The 20,735-nt window shown below is 68.8% G+C and carries 20 protein-coding genes, 2 tRNA genes and 1 pseudogene; 5 read left to right on the forward strand and 18 right to left on the reverse strand.

Annotation, left to right across the window (positions count from 1 at the left end; translation table 11 throughout):
- The 12 genes and pseudogenes from CSC65_RS09990 to CSC65_RS10045 form a co-directional block, all read right to left on the reverse strand.
- A partial coding sequence (locus tag CSC65_RS09990) for a methyl-accepting chemotaxis protein (RefSeq protein ID WP_162410431.1) occupies positions 1 to 1,937 on the reverse strand: 1,937 nt, incomplete at its 3' end.
- Between the two features lie 66 nt (positions 1,938 to 2,003).
- Entirely contained in the window at positions 2,004 to 2,387 is a 384-nt protein-coding gene (locus CSC65_RS09995; RefSeq protein ID WP_162410432.1) for a hypothetical protein, read from the reverse strand.
- An 86-nt stretch (positions 2,388 to 2,473) separates the two neighbouring features.
- On the reverse strand, positions 2,474 to 2,953 hold the full coding sequence (locus tag CSC65_RS10000; protein ID WP_162410433.1) for a chemotaxis protein CheW: 480 nt from the start codon (positions 2,951 to 2,953) through the stop codon (positions 2,474 to 2,476).
- Between the two features lie 88 nt (positions 2,954 to 3,041).
- Positions 3,042 to 3,800 (reverse strand): flagellar brake protein, encoded by a 759-nt coding sequence (locus CSC65_RS10005; RefSeq protein WP_238390347.1) that lies wholly within the window; start codon positions 3,798 to 3,800, stop codon positions 3,042 to 3,044.
- 129 nt (positions 3,801 to 3,929) lie between these two features.
- Complete coding sequence (locus CSC65_RS10010; RefSeq protein WP_162410435.1) at positions 3,930 to 6,182, reverse strand: methyl-accepting chemotaxis protein; 2,253 nt, start codon at positions 6,180 to 6,182, stop codon at positions 3,930 to 3,932.
- A 233-nt stretch (positions 6,183 to 6,415) separates the two neighbouring features.
- A complete protein-coding gene (locus tag CSC65_RS10015) occupies positions 6,416 to 8,389 on the reverse strand; it encodes a chemotaxis protein CheA (RefSeq protein ID WP_162410436.1) in 1,974 nt (657 codons plus the stop codon).
- A 32-nt stretch (positions 8,390 to 8,421) separates the two neighbouring features.
- A complete protein-coding gene (locus CSC65_RS10020) occupies positions 8,422 to 8,787 on the reverse strand; it encodes a response regulator (protein WP_162410437.1) in 366 nt (121 codons plus the stop codon).
- Positions 8,784 to 9,107, reverse strand: coding sequence for an STAS domain-containing protein (locus tag CSC65_RS10025; protein ID WP_162410438.1), 324 nt, complete (start codon positions 9,105 to 9,107; stop codon positions 8,784 to 8,786). Before CSC65_RS10025 ends, CSC65_RS10020 begins: the two co-directional genes overlap by 4 nt.
- Positions 9,108 to 9,159: 52 nt before the next feature.
- A pseudogene (locus CSC65_RS10030) lies at positions 9,160 to 9,699 on the reverse strand (chemotaxis protein CheW); the annotation flags it as partial.
- Positions 9,700 to 9,851: 152 nt separating this feature from the next.
- The gene (locus CSC65_RS10035) at positions 9,852 to 10,640 is read right to left on the reverse strand and encodes a ParA family protein (RefSeq protein WP_162410440.1); all 789 of its coding nucleotides are present in this window, start codon (positions 10,638 to 10,640) and stop codon (positions 9,852 to 9,854) included.
- Between the two features lie 15 nt (positions 10,641 to 10,655).
- Positions 10,656 to 11,606 (reverse strand): flagellar motor protein MotD, encoded by a 951-nt coding sequence (gene motD / locus CSC65_RS10040; RefSeq protein WP_162410441.1) that lies wholly within the window; start codon positions 11,604 to 11,606, stop codon positions 10,656 to 10,658.
- 12 nt (positions 11,607 to 11,618) lie between these two features.
- Positions 11,619 to 12,359, reverse strand: coding sequence for a flagellar motor protein (locus CSC65_RS10045; protein ID WP_162410442.1), 741 nt, complete (start codon positions 12,357 to 12,359; stop codon positions 11,619 to 11,621).
- Between the two features lie 144 nt (positions 12,360 to 12,503).
- Here CSC65_RS10045 and CSC65_RS10050 point away from each other — a divergent pair, with 144 nt between their 5' ends.
- Positions 12,504 to 13,094, forward strand: coding sequence for a DUF6151 family protein (locus tag CSC65_RS10050; RefSeq protein ID WP_238390348.1), 591 nt, complete (start codon positions 12,504 to 12,506; stop codon positions 13,092 to 13,094).
- Position 13,095: 1 nt separating this feature from the next.
- Here CSC65_RS10050 and CSC65_RS10055 read toward each other — a convergent pair whose 3' ends face one another.
- The gene (locus tag CSC65_RS10055) at positions 13,096 to 14,364 is read right to left on the reverse strand and encodes a TIGR03862 family flavoprotein (protein ID WP_162410443.1); all 1,269 of its coding nucleotides are present in this window, start codon (positions 14,362 to 14,364) and stop codon (positions 13,096 to 13,098) included.
- A gap of 8 nt (positions 14,365 to 14,372) precedes the next feature.
- The gene (locus CSC65_RS10060) at positions 14,373 to 14,807 is read right to left on the reverse strand and encodes an FKBP-type peptidyl-prolyl cis-trans isomerase (protein WP_238390357.1); all 435 of its coding nucleotides are present in this window, start codon (positions 14,805 to 14,807) and stop codon (positions 14,373 to 14,375) included.
- Between the two features lie 89 nt (positions 14,808 to 14,896).
- Here CSC65_RS10060 and CSC65_RS10065 point away from each other — a divergent pair, with 89 nt between their 5' ends.
- The 4 genes from CSC65_RS10065 to CSC65_RS10080 all read left to right on the forward strand — a co-directional run bounded on the left by CSC65_RS10065 (position 14,897) and on the right by CSC65_RS10080 (position 16,380).
- Positions 14,897 to 15,250 carry a DUF6164 family protein gene (locus CSC65_RS10065; protein ID WP_162410445.1) on the forward strand — a complete coding sequence of 118 codons (354 nt, stop codon included), beginning with the start codon at positions 14,897 to 14,899 and terminating at the stop codon, positions 15,248 to 15,250.
- A 106-nt stretch (positions 15,251 to 15,356) separates the two neighbouring features.
- Positions 15,357 to 16,094, forward strand: coding sequence for a sulfurtransferase (locus CSC65_RS10070; RefSeq protein ID WP_162410446.1), 738 nt, complete (start codon positions 15,357 to 15,359; stop codon positions 16,092 to 16,094).
- 96 nt (positions 16,095 to 16,190) lie between these two features.
- Positions 16,191 to 16,266: transfer RNA gene (locus CSC65_RS10075), tRNA-Ala, on the forward strand.
- A gap of 38 nt (positions 16,267 to 16,304) precedes the next feature.
- A tRNA-Glu gene (locus CSC65_RS10080) sits at positions 16,305 to 16,380 on the forward strand.
- Between the two features lie 76 nt (positions 16,381 to 16,456).
- On the opposite strand, the gene CSC65_RS10085 is transcribed toward CSC65_RS10080, so the two are convergent.
- The 4 genes from CSC65_RS10085 to CSC65_RS10100 form a co-directional block, all read right to left on the reverse strand.
- Positions 16,457 to 16,723, reverse strand: coding sequence for a hypothetical protein (locus CSC65_RS10085; protein ID WP_162410429.1), 267 nt, complete (start codon positions 16,721 to 16,723; stop codon positions 16,457 to 16,459).
- A gap of 39 nt (positions 16,724 to 16,762) precedes the next feature.
- The gene (locus CSC65_RS10090; RefSeq protein WP_162410447.1) at positions 16,763 to 19,150 is read right to left on the reverse strand and encodes a heavy metal translocating P-type ATPase; all 2,388 of its coding nucleotides are present in this window, start codon (positions 19,148 to 19,150) and stop codon (positions 16,763 to 16,765) included.
- Positions 19,147 to 19,545 carry a heavy metal-responsive transcriptional regulator gene (locus CSC65_RS10095; protein WP_162410448.1) on the reverse strand — a complete coding sequence of 133 codons (399 nt, stop codon included), beginning with the start codon at positions 19,543 to 19,545 and terminating at the stop codon, positions 19,147 to 19,149. Before CSC65_RS10095 ends, CSC65_RS10090 begins: the two co-directional genes overlap by 4 nt.
- Positions 19,546 to 19,661: 116 nt before the next feature.
- Positions 19,662 to 20,735: a M12 family metallopeptidase gene (locus CSC65_RS10100; RefSeq protein WP_162410449.1), complete on the reverse strand. Its 1,074-nt coding sequence runs from the start codon at positions 20,733 to 20,735 to the stop codon at positions 19,662 to 19,664.

Here is a 20,735-nt window from a genome sequence, read left to right on the forward strand (position 1 = left end):
GAGTCCTCGATCAGCGACTTGATCTCCTTGGCCGCGGTGGCCGAACGCTGGGCCAGCGAACGCACCTCGGTGGCGACCACGGCGAAGCCGCGGCCCTGTTCGCCGGCACGGGCCGCCTCGACCGCCGCATTGAGCGCCAGGATGTTGGTCTGGAAGGCGATGCCGTCGATGACCGAGATGATGTCGGCGATCTTGCGCGAGGAGGCACGGATGTCGGCCATCGTCGCGACGACCTTTCCGACCACCTGGCCGCCCTGCGAGGCGACCGAGGCCGCGCCGATGGCGAGCTGGTTGGCCTGGCGGGCGTGGTCGGCGTTCTGCTTGACGGTGGAGGTGAGCTCCTCCATCGAGGCGGCGGTTTCTTCCAGGTTGGCGGCCTGCTGCTCGGTGCGGCGCGACAGGTCGTTGTTGCCCGAGGCGATCTCGGTGGAAGCGGTGGAGATGGCCGAGGATGCCCCGCGGATGCGGGAGACGATCGAGGTCAGCTGCGAGACGGTGGCATTGGCGTCGTCGCGCATGCGGGCGAACACGCCGTGGAAGTCGCCGTCCATGCGCGTGGTCAGGTCGCCCTGCGACAACGAGGTCAGCAGGCGCGAGACTTCCGACAGGCTCACCGCATTGGCGTCGAGCAGGGTGTTGAGCTGGCCGGCCAGCTGCAGCAGGAAGCCATGCTTGCCTTCGGTGCCGATGCGTCCGGACAGGTCGCCCGCGGCAGCCGCTTCGACGATCCGCGCGACTTCCTGTTCGACATGGATTTCGGTGGTGCGATCGCGCCACTCGGCCACGGTGCCCACGTTCTGCCCCTGGGCATCGCGGATGACCGAGATGTTCTGGAAGAAGACCGCCTCGCCGTAATGCACCTCGCGTTCGCCGCGGCCGTCCTTCTCCAGCTGGCCCAGGAACGCCGGATCGATCTTGCCGCCGTGCTCGAGCACGGTCACCGGCTGGCCGACCAGCGGACGCGCCGGGTCGATGCCGGGAAGGGCGCCTACGATCTGCTCGGCATAGGAGTCGAGCATGCCGCGCAGGGCGGGGTTGGTGTACACGACCTGCAGCTCCGGGTCGGTGATGATCAGGCCGGTGGTGGAGCTTTCCAGCGCAGTGCGGACGCGCAGGTTCTCGTTGGCCACCTTCTGGTCGCGTTCGGTGCGCTCGCGCAGGTCGTGCTGCATGCGCTGCATCGCCTTGAGCAGGTCGCCGATCTCGTCGCTGCGCGTGGTATCGATCCGGGTGTCGAGCTTGCCACTGGCCACGTCGTTGGCCACGCTGACTGCCCCGCGCATTGCGCCGGTCAGGTTGCGGGCCAGCAGCCAGGCGATCGCCAGGCCACCGCCGATGCCCGCCAGCAGCATGAACAGGGTGACCAGGCTGGACGCGGCATACGTGCCCTTTGCGTCGTCGCCTGCCTTGTCGGCCTGGCGGTCCGCTTCCTTGATCAGGGCGGTGACGACCGCGCTGGCCTGGTTGTGGCGTTCGGCGGTTTCGCCGAGGAACGTATCGATGGCATCGTCCGGAAGGTCCAGGTCGATCATCTCGTTGACCGAGTCGTAGGAGACCTTCGCTTCGGCCCAGGCGGCGACGAATTCACCGTGCAGCTTGCGTTCTTCGTCGCTGCTGGCCAGCTTCGCGTAGTCGGCAACCGCCTCGTCGACTTTCACCGACAAGTCGGCAGTCTGCTTGCGCGCATCCTGCTTGACCGCATCGCTGGCGCGGGTCAGGCCGCGATACGACGCGATGCGGAACTCGCCGAGCAGCGAACGCAGTTCGGCGGCCGTGGACACCGTGTCCATGGTGTTTCCCGCCAGCTGCGTGGTGGCCCGATTCAGCGAAGACAGCCCGTAGTAGGCCCCCAGGCCCTGGACCACCATCAGGACCAGCACCACCCCGAACGCCAGCATGAGCTTGGGCGTGAGCTTGAGGTTCTTCAGCCAATGCATTGAACGTTTCCCCTTTACGTTGCAGCAGGGCAGGCCCGGGCGCGCGATGCGACCGGGCCGGCGTTATTACTTGATGGTCGCCAGCTTGAGGTTCGACGGCGAGGTGACCGCGATCTCGGCACGGCTCGCATCGCGCTGGATGGTGCCGATCACGCACACGTCCTTGCCCTCGAGCTCTTCGGGGCTGGGCTTGAACTTGTTGCGCTGGTCGCCGGGGATGCGGGCGGAGAAGGTGTGGCGCGGGAAGGCGCCGCCCATGTACAGGAAGGTGGGTTCGCCTTCGGAGTTCTGGGCGTAACGGGTTTTCTCCACCTTGCCGCAGACCATGCCGTCCTTGCCCACGAAACGGGCGGCTTGTTCGGCCGGGATGGCGTCGACGGCCAGGGCGGCGACCGGGGCGGCCGCCAGCACGGCGGCGGCGAGGATCAGCATGTGGAAGGTCGGCTTCATTTAAGTACTCCAGGAAAAAGGTGCGGATCCGGGCAAGCGCCCTGTAGGGTGCCTATCGGCGCGCGGCCGCAGGACTTTAGTCAGGCTCAGGCGGCCTCGAGCGAGGACGCTTCCGCGCCCAGGTCGGTGCTGTCCAGCAGCATTTCGATGTCGAGCAGGATCAGCATCCGCTCGTCGAGCGTGCCGATGCCGCTGATGAAGCGGGTGTCGACCGCGGCGCCGAACTCGGGCTTGGGCCGGATCTGTTCCTGCAGCAGGGGCACCACGTCGGAAACGCCGTCGACCACGATGCCGACCACGCGATCCTTCACGTTGAGCACGATCATCACGGTCAGGCTGTCGTAGCGTGCCTCGCGCAGGCGCAATTTCAGGCGCAGGTCGATCACCGGCACGATGGTGCCGCGCAGGTTGATCACGCCCTTGATGTATTCGGGGGCATCGGGGACCCGGGTCACCGCGTCGTAGCCGCGGATCTCCTGGACCTTGAGGATGTCGACGCCGTAGTGCTCTTCGCCCAGGGTGAAGGTGAGGAACTCGCCGGGGGTGGGGGTCGGGGTGCTGCTCATGGGTGCGCTCCTGCAGGGCTTGGCCGCGCCTGCGCGCGGATCGGTTCGATGGAAGGATCGGCCGCGGCGGCGGCAACTTTAGCGGCGCTCACACCGCGCGCCGCTCGCGGGCGTTGCGCTGGCGCTCGACCCGGAAGATGTACTGCAGGACCTGCTTCTCCGAATGCGGCGACAGGCCGATGAAGCGGCAGCCGGCGCGCAGGGCTGCGCCCGGTGGCGGGTCCCGGCGGGACACATGCGCCACTTCCAGCTGGACCGGCATCGGATCGATGTCCGGCAGCCGCAGCAGGCAGTCGGACAGCACGGTGCGCGCGGCGAAGCGGCGCTCGTCCTCCTCGCGGACCGCCAGGGCAAGGCCGCCGCCGCTGAGGTCGAGCACCCGGACCTGCAGGGCAGGGTCGCGGTCGGCGACGGCGGGGACCTGCACCGTCACCAGCGGGCCGGGCACCAGCTGCAGCCGGTAGAGTTCGCGCCGCTGCAGCTTGAGCAGCGATGCCGGCGCCGGTGCGGAGAAGGCGGTCCGCCCGTCGTTGTCGACCCGCACCAGGTCCTGCAGCCGGAACTGGATCCTCACCCGGTCGAGTTGCGAGACACAGGTCAGGTGGTGGGCCGTCACGATGCGCTGGTTGATGCTCTCCTGGTGGTTGCCGTCCACCAGCACGTTGCCGTCGACATCCACGTCCAGCAAAGCGGTCGGGCAGGGCAGTCCGCCGGGCATGATGTGCGCACTGATCAGGGCTCCGGCCTCGACCAGGGACTGCAGGACGCGCGCGATCTCGCGTGGATCGTGCAGCACGTAACGTGCGGCATCCTCCAGGTCCTGCGGTTCGGCGAGGGAGTCGTGCATTTCCTGCATCGGAGCTTGCGACGGGACTTCGGTTACCGACGTATCGGCCCGTGGCGGGAAAAATTGACCCGCAAAGCAAGAACCCCGGCCGGAGCCGGGGTTCTTGGACATGCCGCGGTCGTGCCGGCCTCAGAACTCGGCCCAGTCGGCCTCGTTGAGTGCGGTGTTGCCGGCGGTGCGCGGTGCGGGAGCGCGCGGGGCCGGGGAGCGCGCCGGAGCCTTGCGCGCCGGCAGCGGCACGGCCACCGCTGCGCTGGCCGGGGCAAGGGCCACCGCGGCGTCGCCCTCGATCCGGAACACGGCGATGGCCTGGGCCAGCCCGCCGGCCTGTTCTTCCATCGAACGCGCCGCCGCGGTGGCTTCTTCCACCAGCGCCGCATTCTGCTGGGTGGTCTCGTCCATCTGCACGATGGTCTGGTTGACCTGTTCGATGCCGGCGGCCTGTTCCTGCGAGGCCGCCGAGATCTCGGCCATGATGTCGGTCACCCGCTGCACCGAGGCGACCAGCTCGTCCATGGTCTTGCCGGCCTGTTCGGCCAGGGCCGAGCCGTCGGACACCTTGCTGGTGGAGTCCTCGATCAGCGACTTGATCTCCTTGGCCGCGGTGGCCGAACGCTGGGCCAGCGAACGCACCTCGGTGGCGACCACGGCGAAGCCGCGTCCCTGTTCGCCGGCACGGGCCGCCTCGACCGCCGCATTGAGCGCCAGGATGTTGGTCTGGAAGGCGATGCCGTCGATGACCGAGATGATGTCGGCGATCTTGCGCGAGGACGCCTGGATGTCGGTCATGGTGGTGACGACCTGGCCGACGACCTGGCCCCCCTGCGAGGCGACCGAGGCCGCGCCGATGGCGAGCTGGTTGGCCTGGCGGGCGTGGTCGGCGTTCTGCTTGACGGTGGAGGTGAGCTCCTCCATCGAGGCGGCGGTTTCTTCCAGGTTGGCGGCCTGCTGCTCGGTGCGGCGCGACAGGTCGTTGTTGCCGGCGGCGATCTCGGTGGAAGCGACGTTGATCGCGCCGGAGGCCTGCTGGATGCGGCCGACGATCGAGGACAGCTGGGAGACGGTGGCGTTGGCGTCGTCGCGCATGCGGGCGAAGACGCCGTGGAAGTCGCCGTCCATGCGCGTGGTCAGGTCGCCATCGGCGATGGAGCGCAGCAGGTGGGAGAGCTGGCCCAGGTTGCGGTCGGAGGTGTCCATCATCGCGTTGAGGCCCTGGACCATGACCTTGAAGTCGTACTGGTAGGCGGACTCGTCGCCGCGCATGCTGAAGTCGCCCTGCGCGGCGGCCTGGGACATGCGCTTGATCTCGGAGTTGATCGCGCCGAGGCTGAGCTTGACCGCATCGACCGTGTCGGTCATCACCGCCTTCTCGCCCGGCAGGCGCGCGATGTCCACGGACAGGTCGCCGATCGAATAGCGCCTGATGATGGACAGCGCATCCAGGATCGCATCCACGTGCGCGCCGACCAGCTGGTTGGTGCCGCGGATCATCTGGCCGTACTCGCCCGGGAAGACCGCCTCGTCCATGCGGTAGCTGACCGTGCCTTCGTCGTGCAGGCGCGCCATGTCGTTCTGCGCGGCGATGACTGCCTTGAGCTGCTCCTGCATCGCGCGCATCGACTCCAGCAACTGGCCGGATTCGTCCCTGCTTTCGGCCATGATCACGTTGTCCAGGCGGCCCTGGGCGATCTGGCCGGCGACGCGGGTGGCCTTCTGCAGGGGCTTGGCGATCATGCGGGCGATCTGCCAGCCGAGCAGGCCGGCCAGCACCACCAGCAGGCCCATGCCGATCCAGATCGCGGCCACGGTGCGCTGGTGCGCTGATTCGGCCGCTTGCACCTGCCGATCCAGACCCTGCACATTGAACTCGATCAGCGCCTTGAGCGATTCGGCGAACTGGCGGCGCATCTTGCGCGACTCGCCGCTGGACACGTCCTCGGCCGCCACGAAATCGTCGATGGCGATGGCCGCTGCAATATTGTCGTGGGAGGCGAAGTAGCCGGCGCGCGCCTCCTTCACCGCCTCGTACAGAGCCAGTTCGTCGGCGTCGGACGCGGCAGGAATCGCGTTGTACGCGGCCTCCGCAGCCTCGATGTTCGCGCGGGTGTCGGCGAGGCGCTTGTTGTAGTCGGTGATCTCTTCCGCCAGGCCCTGCTTGCCCAGCTGCGCCAGCTCGTAGGTGCGGTACTCGTTGAGCAGGGACAGCATTTCGCCGAGGTGGACGACGGCGGGCATCCAGTTGCTGTTGCTTTCCCGGATCTGGTCGTTGGCGGTGCCCAGGCGCAGCAGCGCGAACAGGCCCAGGGCCACGGTCATGACCGTGGTCGCGGTGAAGGCCAGGGCCAGCTTCCTTGCGATCGGGAGATTGTTGAACCAGTTCATGGCGGAACCTCGAAGCGGATGGAATGGCCGCGGACCGGTGACGGACCGACGGCGCGAGGAGTTGTTCTCCATTAGCGGCCGGACGCGGAAAGGCTTGACAACCCGCGTGCGATCGCGGCCGTTACGTTGGTGGAGCGGGGGCGAAACCCGCGGCGACAGGCGGCAACGACGATGCCCGCCAGGTGGCGGGCATCGTCAACAGTCCCGGTTTGCGCGCGTCCGGCTGCGTCGTATCAGGCAGCCTGCGGCAGCTGGTGCCGCAGGCGTACCAGCCCGCCGACATCCACGATCAGCGCGACGTGGCCGTCGCCCAGGATGGTGGCGCCGGAAATGCCGGGCACGCGCCGGTAGTTGCGTTCCAGGTTCTTGACCACGACCTGCTGCTGGCCGACCAGTTCTTCCACTTCCAGGGCAAGCTTCTGTCCGTCGCCCTCGACCACCACGACCAGCGATTCGGTACCCGGATCCTGGAAACCATAGTGGCCGGAAAGCGACAGCAACGGCAGGTACTCGCCACGCACGCGCAGCACGCGGCCATCGCCGGCGACGGTGCGGATGTCGTCGGCTTCCGGTTGCAAGGCCTCGAGCACGTGGTTGAGCGGCAGGATCAGGATCTCGCCGCCGGTGGATACGACCATGCCATCGAGGATGGCCAGGGTCAGCGGCAGGCGGATCACCACGCGGGTGCCACGGCCTTCGCCGCTTTCCAGCTGGACTTCGCCACCCAGCGCCTGGATGTTGCTGCGGACCACGTCCATGCCCACGCCGCGCCCGGACAGGTCGGTGACCTGGTCGGCGGTGCTGAAGCCGGCCTGGAAGATCAGGTCCCAGACCTGCGCGTCGGTGGGATTCTCCGGAATCGCCAGGCCGCGTTCGGCGGCCTTTTCCAGGATCCGTCCGCGGTTGAGGCCACGGCCGTCGTCGGCGACTTCGATGACGATGTGTCCGCCCTGGTGCGAGGCGGCCAGGGTGATCGTGCCGGTCTCGTCCTTGCCGGCGGCGCGTCGCGCCTCGGGCAATTCCAGGCCATGGTCGATCGAGTTGCGGACCAGGTGCACGAGCGGATCGGCGATCTTCTCGATCAGGCCCTTGTCCAGTTCCGTGCCTTCGCCAATCGTGCGCAGGCGGACCTGCTTGCCCAGCCGCGCCGACAGGTCGCGGACCAGGCGCGGGAAGCGACGGAACACCGCATCGACCGGCAGCATGCGTACGCCGATCACCGCTTCCTGCAGGTCACGGGTGTTGCGTTCGAGCAGTTCAAGCCCGGCGGTGAGGCGTTCGGACAGTCCCGGATCCAGTCCGCCACTGACCTGCTTGAGCATGGCCTGGGTGATGACCAGCTCGCCGACGAGGTTGATCAGCGCATCGACCTTGTCGACGCTGACCCGGATCGAACTCTCCGCTTCGGCGGCAGCCGCGGACGGTGCCGCAGCCGCAGTGCCGGTGGTGGCGGGCGCGGGGGCAGGGGCCGCCGCGACCGCCGCGGTGGCAACCGCGACGGCCGCGACGGCTGGCTGCGGCTGGATATCCAGCGTGCAGTCGTCCACCACCCAGGCGAACACGTCGTCGATCGCGCTGCGCGGCACCTTGGCCTGCAGGCCAAGGTCCCATGCGATGCAGGCTTCCAGCGGGTCAAGCTGGGCGAAGGCGGGCAGGCGCTCGAGCCGGGCGGCCACGTCCAGCGGGCCGAGGTGCTCGAGCTCGCGCAGGATGCGCAGCGGATCGTTGCCGCTCATGAACAGCGACGGCGCCGGCGAGAAGGCGATGTCCCAGCCTTCGGGCTCGGCATCGACCCTGGCTGCGGCCTTCGTTTCGCCGCTGCCGCCCAGTTCCTGCCCCAGGCGCGCGTGGACCGCGGCGACCGCGACCGGATCGGCCGGCTTGCCGTGCTCGGATTCGGCCAGCAGTGCGCGCAGCACGTCGACCGAACCGAGCATCGCGTCCACCGCGCTGGCCGCGAGTGCGCGCTTGCCGGAGCGGATCTCGTCCAGCAGCGTCTCCAGCACGTGGGTCAGCGCGGTCATCTTGTCGAAGCCGAACGTCGCCGCACCGCCCTTGATCGAGTGCGCGGCGCGGAACACCGAGTTGACCACCTCCGGATCCAGGCTGCCGCCTTCGAGGGCGAGCAGGCCGGCCTCCATCGCATCGAGGCCTTCGCGGCTCTCTTCGAAGTAGGTGGCGTGGAAGCGTTGCAGGTCCATGCTCATGGCGACGCGCTCGGTATGGGGTACGGCGGGAGTCAACCGAGGACTTTCTGGACGGTGGCGACCAGCTGCTCGGGGTTGAACGGCTTGACCAGCCAGCCGGTGGCGCCGGTGGCCTTGCCTTCGGCCTTCTTGTCGGCCGCCGATTCGGTGGTCAGCATCAGCATCGGGGTGAAGCGGTAGTCGGGCAGGCCGCGCAGCGCGCGGATCAGCGAGATCCCGTCCATGTTCGGCATGTTCACGTCGGTCACCACCGCGTTGAAGCGCTGGCCCTGCGCGCGGCCCAGTGCGACCTGGCCGTCCTCGGCCTCGTCCACGGCGAAGCCGGCGGAGGTGAGGGCGAAGGAGACCATCTGGCGCATCGAGGCCGAATCGTCCACCACCAGAATGCGTGCGCTCATGCGGGGTTCTCCACGGGTTGCTTCGGTTGCTGTCCGTCGCCGGACGATTCGTTTGTGGCCAGGCCCAGCTGCGTGGACAGGCCCAGCAGGCGGGCGGCATCGCGCAGCGCGTCGCTGCAGGAGGCCAGTTCGGTCTGGCGGCCCTGCTCGCCGCGGCTGAGGAAGAACGCGCACAGCACCTGCATCGCGGCCGTGTGCACGCGCTTGACCGCACTGCCGTCAAGCGCCAGCGCAGGGTCTTCCAGGTGCGCGGACAGGCGTTGTTTCAGGTCGGCGCTGGCTTCGATGCCGAGGTCGTCGCCTAGGGACACGGTGTTCATCGCGTCTCCGGAATTGGGATTGCAACTGGTAGCGGCTGGCATGGCTCGACCTTTAGTGCGCGGCCGCGCCGGTGGGCACGAGCAGTTGCGAGGCGTCGAGCAGGATCACCGGCTCGGCCGACTGCCGGGCGATGCCGCGGAACAGGTCGCTGTGGATGCGGCCGGCGCGGTTGCTGTCCGGCGGTTCGATCTGGTGGTCGGTGAGGTTGACGACGTCCTCCACGGCCGACACGCGCAGGCCCAGGGTTTCGCCTTTCTCCTCCAGCACCACGATCCGGGTGGCGCCCGTGCCCGGCTGCGCTGCCTGGCCCAGGTGCACGCCCAGGTCCATCACCGGCACCACCTGGCCGCGCAGGTTCATGACGCCGAGCATCGCCGGCGGCGTGCCGCGCAGCGGCAGGAGCGGGGTGGCCAGCACGACCTCCTGCACCTTCAGCAGCTCCAGGCCGTAGGCCTGGTTGGCGCAGCGCAGCCGCAGCCAGCGCGAACTGCGGTCGGCGGCGCGGCGGTGGGAGTGGGAGGAGACCGGTTCCTCGGGCTCGAGCGAGGCGGCCGGAGCCGCCGCAATCCTCGGGATCGGGATCGGTGCCGGCTGGACTGGCGTGCGCGGCGGCATCGGCGCGAGCCGGGGCGGCGCCGGTGTCGGTGCGACAGGCAGCGGGGCCTGCTCGATGGGCTTGTGTTCGTCCGCCGGCGCGAGCACCAGCAGTTCGTCGAGGTAATCGTCGAGGGCGGCGGCCGGGATCATGCGGCACGCTCCAGCGCCTGTTCGCCATCGCTGGCCAGGATCCATTCCAGCGCGCGGCGGTAGCTGGACAGCGCGCGACCCGGATAGCCGCCTTCCTCGCCAACCGGCTGCACCAGCTGTTCGGCGTTGCACAGCCGCGTATCGACCGGGATCGCGTCTTCCCACACGCGCTCACCGTGGTCTTCCTGCATCTTGCGCAGCGCGTCCTGGCCGGCGCGGGTGCGACGGTCGTAGAGGGTGGGCAGGACCGACACGGGCAACGGGCGCCGGCGCGAGCGCTCGACCATCTCCGCGGTGCGGCGCATGCCCGCCAGCCCGTGCAGGGCCAGCGGTTCGGCCTGGGTCGGGATGACCACGCGATCGGCCGCGGCCAGCGCGTTGATCATCAGCAATCCCAGCGTCGGCGGGCAATCCAGCAGCACGTAATCGTGCTGCCCGGCGTGGCGCGTGAGCGCCTGCGACAGGGCCAGGCCCAGGCCGGGCTGGTTGGCGCTGCGGCGTTCCAGCGTGGCCAGCGCGGTCTGCGCGCAGACGTAGGCAAGGTTGGGGATGGCACTGGGGCGCGCCAGCGCCGCCAGCGGCTGCGGCGGGGTGGCGAACAGTTCCAGGACGCCCTCCGGCGCCGGATCGGCGGGGATGCCGAACGCGCGGGTCAGCGAGGAATGGGGGTCCAGGTCGACCAGCAGCACGCGCTCACCGCGCAAGGCCAGGCCTCGGCCCAGGGCCAGGGTGGAGGTGGTTTTTCCCACACCACCTTTCTGGTTGGCGATCGCCCATACGCGCATCGTTCAGTCCTTGTCCTAGGGGTTGGCGCCCACCGGCACCAGGCCGTTGCCCGCGACGGGCGCCGGGGCCACTGCGGTTATCGGCGCCGATGCCACGGTCTTGACCGCATCCTGCGGCCGGGTGTCGTCGTCGGGGCTGGCAAGCACGATCAGGACGACGCGCCGGTTGCGGTTGCGGCCTTCCTCGGACTCGTTGTCCGCGCGTGGCCGGTACTCGCCGTAGCCGACCATCGCCAGCCTTGGCTGGGCGACGCCCTGGCTGGCGAACAGGTGGACCACGCTCGCCGCGCGGGCGGCCGACAGTTCCCAGTTGGACGGGAATTGCACTGTATTGATCGGCCGATTGTCGGTGTATCCCTCCACCCGGACCGGGTTGGGCGTGTCATGTAGCACGGCGGCCAGCTTGGCCAGCACGCCGCGCGCGGACAGATCCAGGCTCGCCGAGCCGGTGTCGAACAGGATGTCGCTGTTGATCTCCACTTCCAGCCACAGGTCCGAACGCTTGATCGTGATCAGCTTGGCTTCAACCAGCGAGGCCAGCGCGCTTTCCATCTGGGTGGCAATGTCGCCCAGCTGGCGCCGCGCCCGGCGCACGGCGTCGGCGTTGGCCACGTCCATCGGCTGGCCGGTGCGCAGGTGCGAGGCCAGCGACGGCAGCAGGGTAGGGTTGGGTGCGGGCGAGGGCGCGGACGGGCCCTGCTTGGCGCCGGACTTCATCGGCGATGGCCGGTCGAAGTCGGCGCCCTGCAGCTGCTGGTTGCCCACGTGCACCGGGTTGATCGTGCGGGGTGCGCCGCCGAACGCCGCGTTCAACGCGTCGGCCATGACCCGGTACTTGCCCTCGTTGAGCGAGGAAATCGCATACATGACCACGAAAAAGGCCAGCAGCAGGGTCATCAGGTCGGCGTAGGGGATCGCCCAGGCCTCGTGGTTGCCGTGTTCCTCGTGCTTCTTCCTCCGGGCCATCGACGTCGGGCCTCAGTGCAGGAAGCCGGCGAGCTTGGATTCGATGTTGCGCGGATTCTCGCCCTGGGCGATGGCGATGATTCCCTCGATGATCATCTCGCGCTCGCCGGTGCGGCGGGCGATCACGCTCTTGAGCTTGGCGGCCACCGGCAGGAAGAACAGGTTGGCCGAGGCGATGCCGTAGATGGTCGCGGTGAACGCGGCGGCGATGCCGTGGCCCAGCTTGCTCGGATCGGCGAGGTTCTTCATCACCGCGATCAGGCCGAACACCGCGCCGATGATGCCCAGGGTCGGCGCATAGATGCCCATGCCCTCGAACACCTTGGCGGCGGCCAGGTCCTGGTGCTCCTGGCCGTCCAGGTCGATCTCGAGCATGTGCCGGATCTGTTCGGGTTCGACACCGTCGACCAGCATCTGCAGGCCCTTCTTCAGGAACGGGTCGTCCTGCTCGGCCACCTGCTGCTCCAGGCCCAGCAGGCCCTGGCGGCGGGCGATGTTGCTCCACTCCAGGATCTGCGCCATCAGCGTTTCGCGATCGGCGGCCGGCGGCTTCAGGATCCAGCTGGCGATGCGCAGCGCCCGTTTGAACACGGTCGGCGGCGTATGCACGAAGATCGCCGCGATCGTGCCGACGATGACGATGACGAACGCGGCCGAAGACCACAGGGAGCCGAGCCCGGCACCCTTGAGGATGCTGCCGCCAACCAGCGCGACCAGTGCGAGCAGTAGACCGACGAGGCTGAGGATGTCCATGGGACCCGTATCGGCATGGGTCCGGGGGACTTGAGCCGGGGCCGGCCGGCGCGGGGTGTTCGGCGCCCGCGACGGCAAGCTGTAACCTGCGCGCAAAGACGCGCCGCACGGCGCAGGGCATGCAAGGGAGAAGGATTCATGGTCATGGAATTCGCCTGCCGCTGCGGGCAGGTGCGGGGCGAGCTGGATCCGGCCCGCACCTACGCCCGCGCCACCTGCTACTGCCGCGATTGCCAGGCATTCGCGCGCTTCCTGGGCCAGGCCGGGGTGCTGGATTCCCGTGGCGGGACCGATATCGTGGCGATCGCTCCGGACGGGCTGCGCATCACGGCCGGCAGCGAGCACCTGGCATGCATGTCGATGGGACCCAAAGGCCTGCTGCGCTGGTATGCGGCCTGCTGTCGCACGCCACTGGCCAACACCTCGCGCGATCCGAAGCTGTATTACACCGGCGTGGTGTCCTGCGTGGCCGTGGTCCCCGCAGCGCTCGACGCGGCGCTGGGGCCGCGCGACCGGGTCGCCGTGAACACCGGTTCGGCCACCGCCCCCGTCAAGTCATCACCCCTGCGCTTGCTGCTGTGCGGCCTGCACATCTTCGGGCCGGTCATCGCGTCGCGCCTGCGTGGCCGGCGCGCGGGTGCGCCGTTCTTCGATGGGCAGGGCAGGCCGTCGCGCGAACCGGAAGTGATCAGCCGCGAGCAGCGTGACGCGCTGCGCCGTGGCGGTTCTTCGTGAGCTACTGCCTGGACTCGCGGCACCAGCGCGCGGCGGCGAGGCCCGCCCGCTGGCCGCTGGCGAAACAGGCGGTGAGCAGGTAGCCGCCGGTCGGGGCTTCCCAGTCCAGCATCTCGCCGGCGCAGAACACGCCGGGCAACTCCCGCGACATCAGCCCTTCGTCGAGGGCCTCCAGGCGCACGCCACCGCCACTGCTGATCGCTTCGTCGATCGGGCGGGGGCGACGCAGCACCAGTGGCAGGCGCTTGAGCGTGGCGGCAATCCGTTGCATGTCCGCGAGCGCATCGGCGTCCAGTACTTCCCGCAGTAGCGCGGCCTTGACGCCCTCGATACCCGCCTGGCGTCGCAGGTGTTCGCTGAGGCTGCGGCCGTTGCGGGGTTTGGCCAGGTCGGCACTCAGGCGCTCCAGCGTCCGACCCGGTACCAGGTCCAGCCACAGGGTCGTCTGTCCGTCGCGGGCGATGGCATCGCGCAACGGCACCGAGAGTGCATAGACCAGGCTGCCCTCGATGCCGGTCGATGTCGCCACGCATTCGCCCTGCAGCGCGTGTTCGACACCGGCTGCGTCGCGCCGGTACGCCACTACCGGCTTGAGCGGGGCACCGGCATGCCGCGCGGCAAAGTGGCCGCTCCAGTCGACGTCGAAACCGCAGTTGCTCGGCAGCAGCGGCGCGACGTCGATGCCGCGATCCTGCAGGGCGGCGACCCAGGCACCGTCGGAACCCAGTTGCGGCCAGCTGCCGCCGCCCAGCGCCAGCACGGTCGCGCCGGCGTGCAGTCGGCGGATCCCCGCAGGGGTCTCGAAACGCAGCGACGTGCCGCTCTCGTCCCACCCCAGCCACCGGTGCTGGACATGGAAGCGCACGCCCTGGTCCTTGAGCCCGCGGACCCAGCCGCGCAACAGCGGCGCGGCCTTGCGGTCCAGCGGGAATACGCGGTCGGACGTGCCGACATAGGTTTCCACGCCCAGCCCACGCGCCCATCGGCGCAGCTCGTCCGGGCCCAGGTCGCGCAACCAGGCCCCGACCGCGTCCCGGCGCAGGCCGTAGCGCGCGCCGAAACCGGGCATCGGTTCGGCGTGGGTCAGGTTGAGGCCGCCCTTGCCGGCGATCAGGAACTTGCGCCCGACCGAGCCCTTGGCTTCGAACAGATCCACTTCCCCGCCTGCCGCGCGCGCGACCTCGGCGGCCATCAGCCCGGCCGGGCCGCCGCCGACGATCGCGATGCCGGGCAGTGCTTCGACGCCTGACGGTGGATCCTGTACCGGCATGTCCGTGCTCAGTGCGGCCTGACGTCGACCAGTTCGACTTCGAAGACGAGCGATGCACCCGGCGGTATCACCCCGCCCGCGCCGTTGCGCCCGTATGCGAGGTAGGAAGGAATCAGCAGCGTGCGCGTGCCGCCCACGTGCATGCCGGCGACACCGTCGTCCCAGCCGCGGATCACCTGGCCGGCGCCGAGCAGGAAGGTGAACGGCTCGCCGCGGTCGCGGGAACTGTCGAACTTCGCGCCGCGCTTGTCGGCCGCGCCTTCGTCGTACAGCCAGCCGGTGTAATGCACGGTCACGTCGCTGCCGGCGGTGGCGACGGCGCCGCTGCCGACCTGCTCGTCGACGCGCTGCAGCTCGGCCACGCTGCCGCCGGGTGGCGGACCCTGGTCGGCCTGGCAGGCGGACAGAAAAAGGACTGAAAGCAGGCAGAGCAGGGCGGGGATGCGGCGCATGGCAGGGGTCGATTCGAGGGGCGGCAAGGGTAACCGATGCGATGCACGGCCGGCCGGCGCGGCGCCGGTATCATGCGCCCATGACGAAACGCCTGTTCAACCTGCGCAACGTGCCCGACGACGAGGCCGACGAGGTGCGCGATCTGCTGACCGCGCACGCGATCGAGTGGTATGAAACCGCTCCCGGTCCGTGGGGCATTTCCTCACCCGCCCTGTGGCTGCAGGACGCCGATGCCTATCCGCAGGCCAGGCGCCTGCTCGACGACTACCAGCAGGCCCGGCGCGAACAGGCCCGGGAACACGCCCGCCAGCACGGGAGCGAGCGGTTCATCGACCTCCTGCGCCGCCGGCCCGGCTACGTGCTGCCCCGGCTCGCGGCCATCGTGGCGATCGTCCTGCTGATGCTGGCCTTGCCCTGGCTCCTGCTGCGCTGACCCTCCTCCGTTTGTGCCCGAAGCCCTTGGGACGCACTGGTGATCCGGGCGCGACGGACGCATCCGCTCAGCGGGCAGTGCAGGGCGCGCGCCTACAATACGGGCCATGATCAACGCTGCCGCCTACCACTTCACCCACGTCGAGGACCCGCGCGGCCTCGCCGACCACCTGCACGAGGCCGCCGCGTCGGCGGAGCTCAAGGGGACGGTCCTGGTCGCCGTCGAAGGCATCAACCTGTTCCTGGCAGGCGAGGAGCAGCCCCTGCATGCGTTCGTCGATGCGCTGCGCGCCGATCCGCGTTTCGCCGGCCTGCAGGTCAAATACAGCGCCAGCACCCGGCAGCCGTTCGCCCAGCTCAAGGTCAAGGTCAAGCCCGAGATCATCAGCTTCCGCCATCCGCAGGCCACGCCGCTGGCCGTCGACGGGCGCGCCCCGTCGATCGACCCGGCAACCCTGGCGCGCTGGCTGGGGCAGGGCGGGCGCGACGACAACGGCCGCGCCGTGGTCATGCTCGACACCCGCAACCAGCAGGAAGTGGAGCACGGAACCTTCGCCGGCGCCCTGACCCTGCCGATCACCCGCTTTACCGAACTGCCGGACGCCTTGCTTCCGCATCGCGACGCGCTGCGTGATGCAACCGTGGTGAGTTTCTGCACCGGCGGCATCCGCTGCGAGAAGGCGGCCCTGTGGATGCGCCAGGACGGCATGGACAACGTGCTGCAGCTCGAAGGTGGAATCCTCAACTACTTCGAGCAGGTCGGTGGGCTGGGCTACGAGGGCAACTGCTTCGTGTTCGACGAGCGCGTGGCGCTGGATCCGCAACTGCGCCCGCAGGTGGAGTGACCGGCGAACCCGCCGGCGCGACCGGGCCTGAAGAAAATTCACGGGAAGGCTTGCGCGTCCCTCAAAGGCTGCATACAATTTCGCTCCTCAGCTCGTGGGGCCATAGCTCAGCTGGGAGAGCGCTTGCATGGCATGCAAGAGGTCGCCGGTTCGATCCCGGCTGGCTCCACCAAATTCTCGCCTTCGGGCGGAAGAGCGACCAGGTAACACGTCCCCATCGTCTAGAGGCCTAGGACATTACCCTTTCACGGTAGCGACCGGGGTTCGAATCCCCGTGGGGACGCCATACAAGCAGACGGGCCCGCAGAAATGCGGGCCCGTTTTCTTTTGGCGATGCCCGGAGCGGGTCATCGAGGCATGGGTCAGCGCTGCTGCTTGTGCTGTTCGTCCTGCTGCGGACGCTGCTGCGGGTTGTGACCCTTCTGGCCTTCCGGATCCTGCCATTGCTGCTGCTGGCGGTTCTGGTCGGGCTCGGGCTTCGGGTGCTGGCGTTGCTGATCGTTTTGGTTTTTCTGGTTCTTCATGATCGTGCGGTTCCAACGCGCGGCCTGATCGACCGCGTGGACAGCATCCGGCACGGCCGGTAAAGCACGAGTGGAGCGATCGCTAGCTTTGCGTGATGCGTTCACCTGCAGCGGTTCCAGGCAGCCATTCATCCGACGCGAGGCTCACCAGGCTTTCCGGCCGCTGAATCGCAGCCGCAATGCGTTGCCGACCACGGATACCGAGCTCAGGCTCATCGCCAGAGCGGCGAGCATCGGCGACATGACCATGCCGGTGAATGGATAGAGCGCACCTGCCGCAATCGGCACGCCCAGCGCGTTGTAGAGGAAGGCGAAGCCCAGGTTCTGGCGCATGTTGCGCACCGTGGTCGCCGAGATGGCGATCGCGTCGGCGATACCGCGCAGGTCGCCCTTGACCAGGGTCACCTGCGCGCTGGACATGGCCACGTCGGTGCCGGTGCCCATCGCGATGCCGATGTCGGCTGCAGCCAGTGCTGGGGCATCGTTGATGCCGTCGCCGGCCATCGCCACGCGCCGGCCCTGGTCCTGCAGCTGGCGGAGCAGGGCGACCTTGCCGGCCGGCGTCATCTCGCCATGCACCTGGTCGATGCCCAGCTTCCGGCCCACCGCCCGTGCGGTGGCGACGCCGTCGCCGCTGGCCATGACCACGCGCAGGCCTGCCGCATGCAGGCGCGCGATCGCTTCGGGCGTGCTGTCCTTGACCGGATCGGAGACGGCGAGCATGCCCGCGGCGCGTCCGTCGATGGCCAGGAACACGACGCTTGCACCCTCGTCCCGCAAGAAAGCGGCTTGCGCGTCCAGGTCGGGGAAGTCGACCGCTTCGAGCCGCATCAGGGCCGGAGATCCGAGCAGCAGGTCGTGGCCATCCACGCGACCTCGTACCCCGGTGCCGGTTCCGGATTCGAACTCGCTGGCGGGCGACAGCGAGAGGCCGCGTCTACGCGCTTCAGCGACGATCGCATGGGCCAGCGGGTGTTCGCTGCCGGCATCCAGGCTGGCGGCCAGCTGCAGCACGCGCCCGGCGTCGTAGCCCGGCAGTGCGACGGCGTCGCGGAACTCCGGCCGGCCCTGCGTGAGCGTGCCGGTCTTGTCGACCACCACGGTGTCGACCTGGCGCAGGCGCTCGATCGCTTCGGCATCACGGAACAGCACGCCGGCCTGCGCCGCGCGCCCGGTGGCGACCATCACCGACATCGGCGTGGCCAGTCCCAGCGCGCAGGGGCAGGCGATGATCAGCACCGAAATCGCGTGCAGCAACGCCCGGGTCCATGACGGTTCCGGGCCGAACAGGCCCCAGGCAAGGAAGGCGATGGCGGCGACGCCGATCACGGCGAGGACGAACCAGAACGAGGCGCGGTCGGCCAGCTTCTGCATGGGTGCGCGCGTGCGTTGCGCCTGCGCGACCAGCTGCACGATCCGCGCCAGCACGCTTGCTTCGCCGACCCGCGTGGCGCGGACAACGAGGGCGCCGTTGCCGTTGAGCGTGGCGCCCACGACGGCATCACCCGTGCTCTTGGCGACCGGCATGGCCTCGCCGGTGAGCATCGATTCGTCCACGTGCGAGCGGCCCTCGATCACCACGCCATCGGCCGGCACCTTCTCGCCGGGACGCACCCGCAGGCGATCGCCGGTCCGCACCTGCGCCAGCGGCACGTCCTCTTCGCTGCCGTCTTCGTGCAGGCGGCGCGCCATCGCCGGGGCCAGCTCGAGCAGCGCGCGGATCGCCGAGGACGTGCGCGAGCGGGCCTTGAGTTCGAGCAACTGGCCGAGCAGGGTCAGCGAAACGATGGTCGCGGCGGCTTCGAAGTAGACGCCGACGCGTCCATGTTCGTGGAAGGCCGGCGGAAACCAGCCGGGAACGAGCGTGGCGACCACGCTGTAGAGATACGCGGCCAGCACGCCGGTTCCGATCAGCGTCCACATGTTCGGGTTGCGGGTCGCCAGCGAGGCGGCCCAGCGCTGCAGGAACGGCCAGCCGGCCCACAGCACGACCGGCGTGGCCAGGGCCAGCTCCAGCCAGGTCCGCGTGCTGGCGGACAGGCCATGAAGCAGATGCCCCGCCATCGCCAGCAGCATGGTGGCCGCGGTCAGCGGCAGCGACACCAGGAAGCGCCGGCGGAAGTCGACCAGCTCCGGGTTCTCGCCGTCGTCCAGGCCCGGCACGACCGGCTCCAGCGCCATGCCGCAGATCGGACAGGTTGCCGGTCCGTCGCGGACGATCTCCGGGTGCATCGGGCAGGTGTACGGGGTTCCGGCAGGTGCCATGGGCGCATCCGCAGAGGCGGATGGCGCGAGGTAGCGTTGTGGGTCGGCGAGGAATCGCTCCTGGCAGCGGGCCGAGCAGAAGTGCCAGGTGATGCCGTCGTGGCTGGCCTGGTGGGGTGAGCGTTGCGGGTCGACGGTCATTCCGCAGACCGGATCGACGATGCTCTCCCCGGCGACCGGCGCGCCTTCATGGGTCGGGTGGGGTGAGTGGCAACAGCTGCCTGTCGCGTTGGGTGCCGCTTCGTGGGTATGGGAATGGGTGTTCAATCGACGGCCCCCGCCAGCGCGGACATGATCGGGCAGTCGCCGAGTTCCCCGTGCCCTGGGCACGAGTCCACCAGCCCGCGCAACGCATCGCGGACGCGCTCCAGTTCGCAGATGCGTTGCTGGATGAGCTCGAGCTTCACCTGGGCAGCGTTGCGCACGCTGGCCATGTCGGCATTGCGCGCATCGCTCAGGGCGAGCAGTCCACGGATTTCGTCCAGGGCGAAACCCAGCTCCTTGGCCCGGCGTACGAATCCCAGCCGCTGCGTGTCGGCCGGTCCGTAGTGGCGGTAGCCGTTGGCGCTGCGGTGGGGCGTGGGCAACACCCGCTCGCGTTCGTAGAAGCGGATGGTGTCGATCGGCACGCCCGTCTGGCGCGCCAGCTGGCCGATGTTCATCGTTCAAACCCGCGTTGATCCATGCGGGTAGTCTCAACCCTTGAGCGCCCTCAAGGGTCAAGTCTTGCGTCAATACACTTTAACAAGTATCGATAAATAATTGATTAACAATAATATTATGCGCGAAGTTTGATCCCGATACTGTACCTTCCCGTGGCCGAAGCGCGCTTGTGCCGGACGGTAAGCCAGTACTCGCCGGGGTGGAGCTTGCGCACGATGCGGGCGTTGAGGCCACGCCCCAGGTCGTCGTTCCATGCCAGGACGGCGCCGCGGTCGTTCGGGCCGTGCAGGGTCAGCACGGTATCGGTCGGACCCTCGGTGGTCATGATGAAAGTGCCGGGCTGCGCGACCTGGAAATGGAAACTGTCCACTTCGCCGGCCGTGGCCAGGTCGGTTTCAAGACGCGGCCCGCCGGCCTGCAGCTCGCTGATGGGCGCCACGTTGCGTGGGTACTGCCGGCGCATGAATTCGATGTCGGTCGGCGAGAACACGGTATTCCAGCCGATCGCGTACGAACCCACGGTCAGCGAATCGGGCACCGCGTACTGCATGATCGAGTCCGGATCGAACGCACTGTGGTTGGTGCTGTCCTCGTCGTAGACGGCGAAGATGTTGTGGTCCACGTCGGCACGGTTCCAGCCCTGCTGCGCGTAGTACGCGTAAACCTTGGGCCGGTCCCAGGGAATGCGCCCGGAGGCGGCCGGATTCTGGTGTTCGTGGATCATGCCCAGCGCATGGCCGAATTCGTGCCGGACCACGCGCTGGTACTCGCGCAACGCGGTGCCGGGTTCGAGCCAGCCGTAGTTCATCGTCGCCTCGGAAGAAGGAACGGTGAGCGCGTCGGTGCCCACGGTCGACCAGGAGAAATCCTTCTCGGCGAAGCTGATCCGGATCTGCGACGCACCGCTGTCGACGAAGCGCAGTTCCAGGTTGGCCAGCGCCTCCCATTCCTTCGCGATTTCGCGCACGCGCGCCTGCACTTCGGGCAGGCCATCGAGGAAGCGGATGCGCAGGATCCGGCCGTTCTCCCAGAGTTTCAGGCGCTCCACCGCGGCACGCGTGCGCCCGGTGCCGACACGCAGCGGCGTGACGCGCACGTTGTCGACGCGCTCCTGGCTGGCCAGGTCATCGGCCATGTCGCGCACGCTGCCGGCCTGGGTCAGGCCGGGGACGAAAGGGGAACAGATCAT

It is taken from the genome of Pseudoxanthomonas daejeonensis, assembly GCF_010093205.1.
Lineage (GTDB): Bacteria > Pseudomonadota > Gammaproteobacteria > Xanthomonadales > Xanthomonadaceae > Pseudoxanthomonas > Pseudoxanthomonas daejeonensis.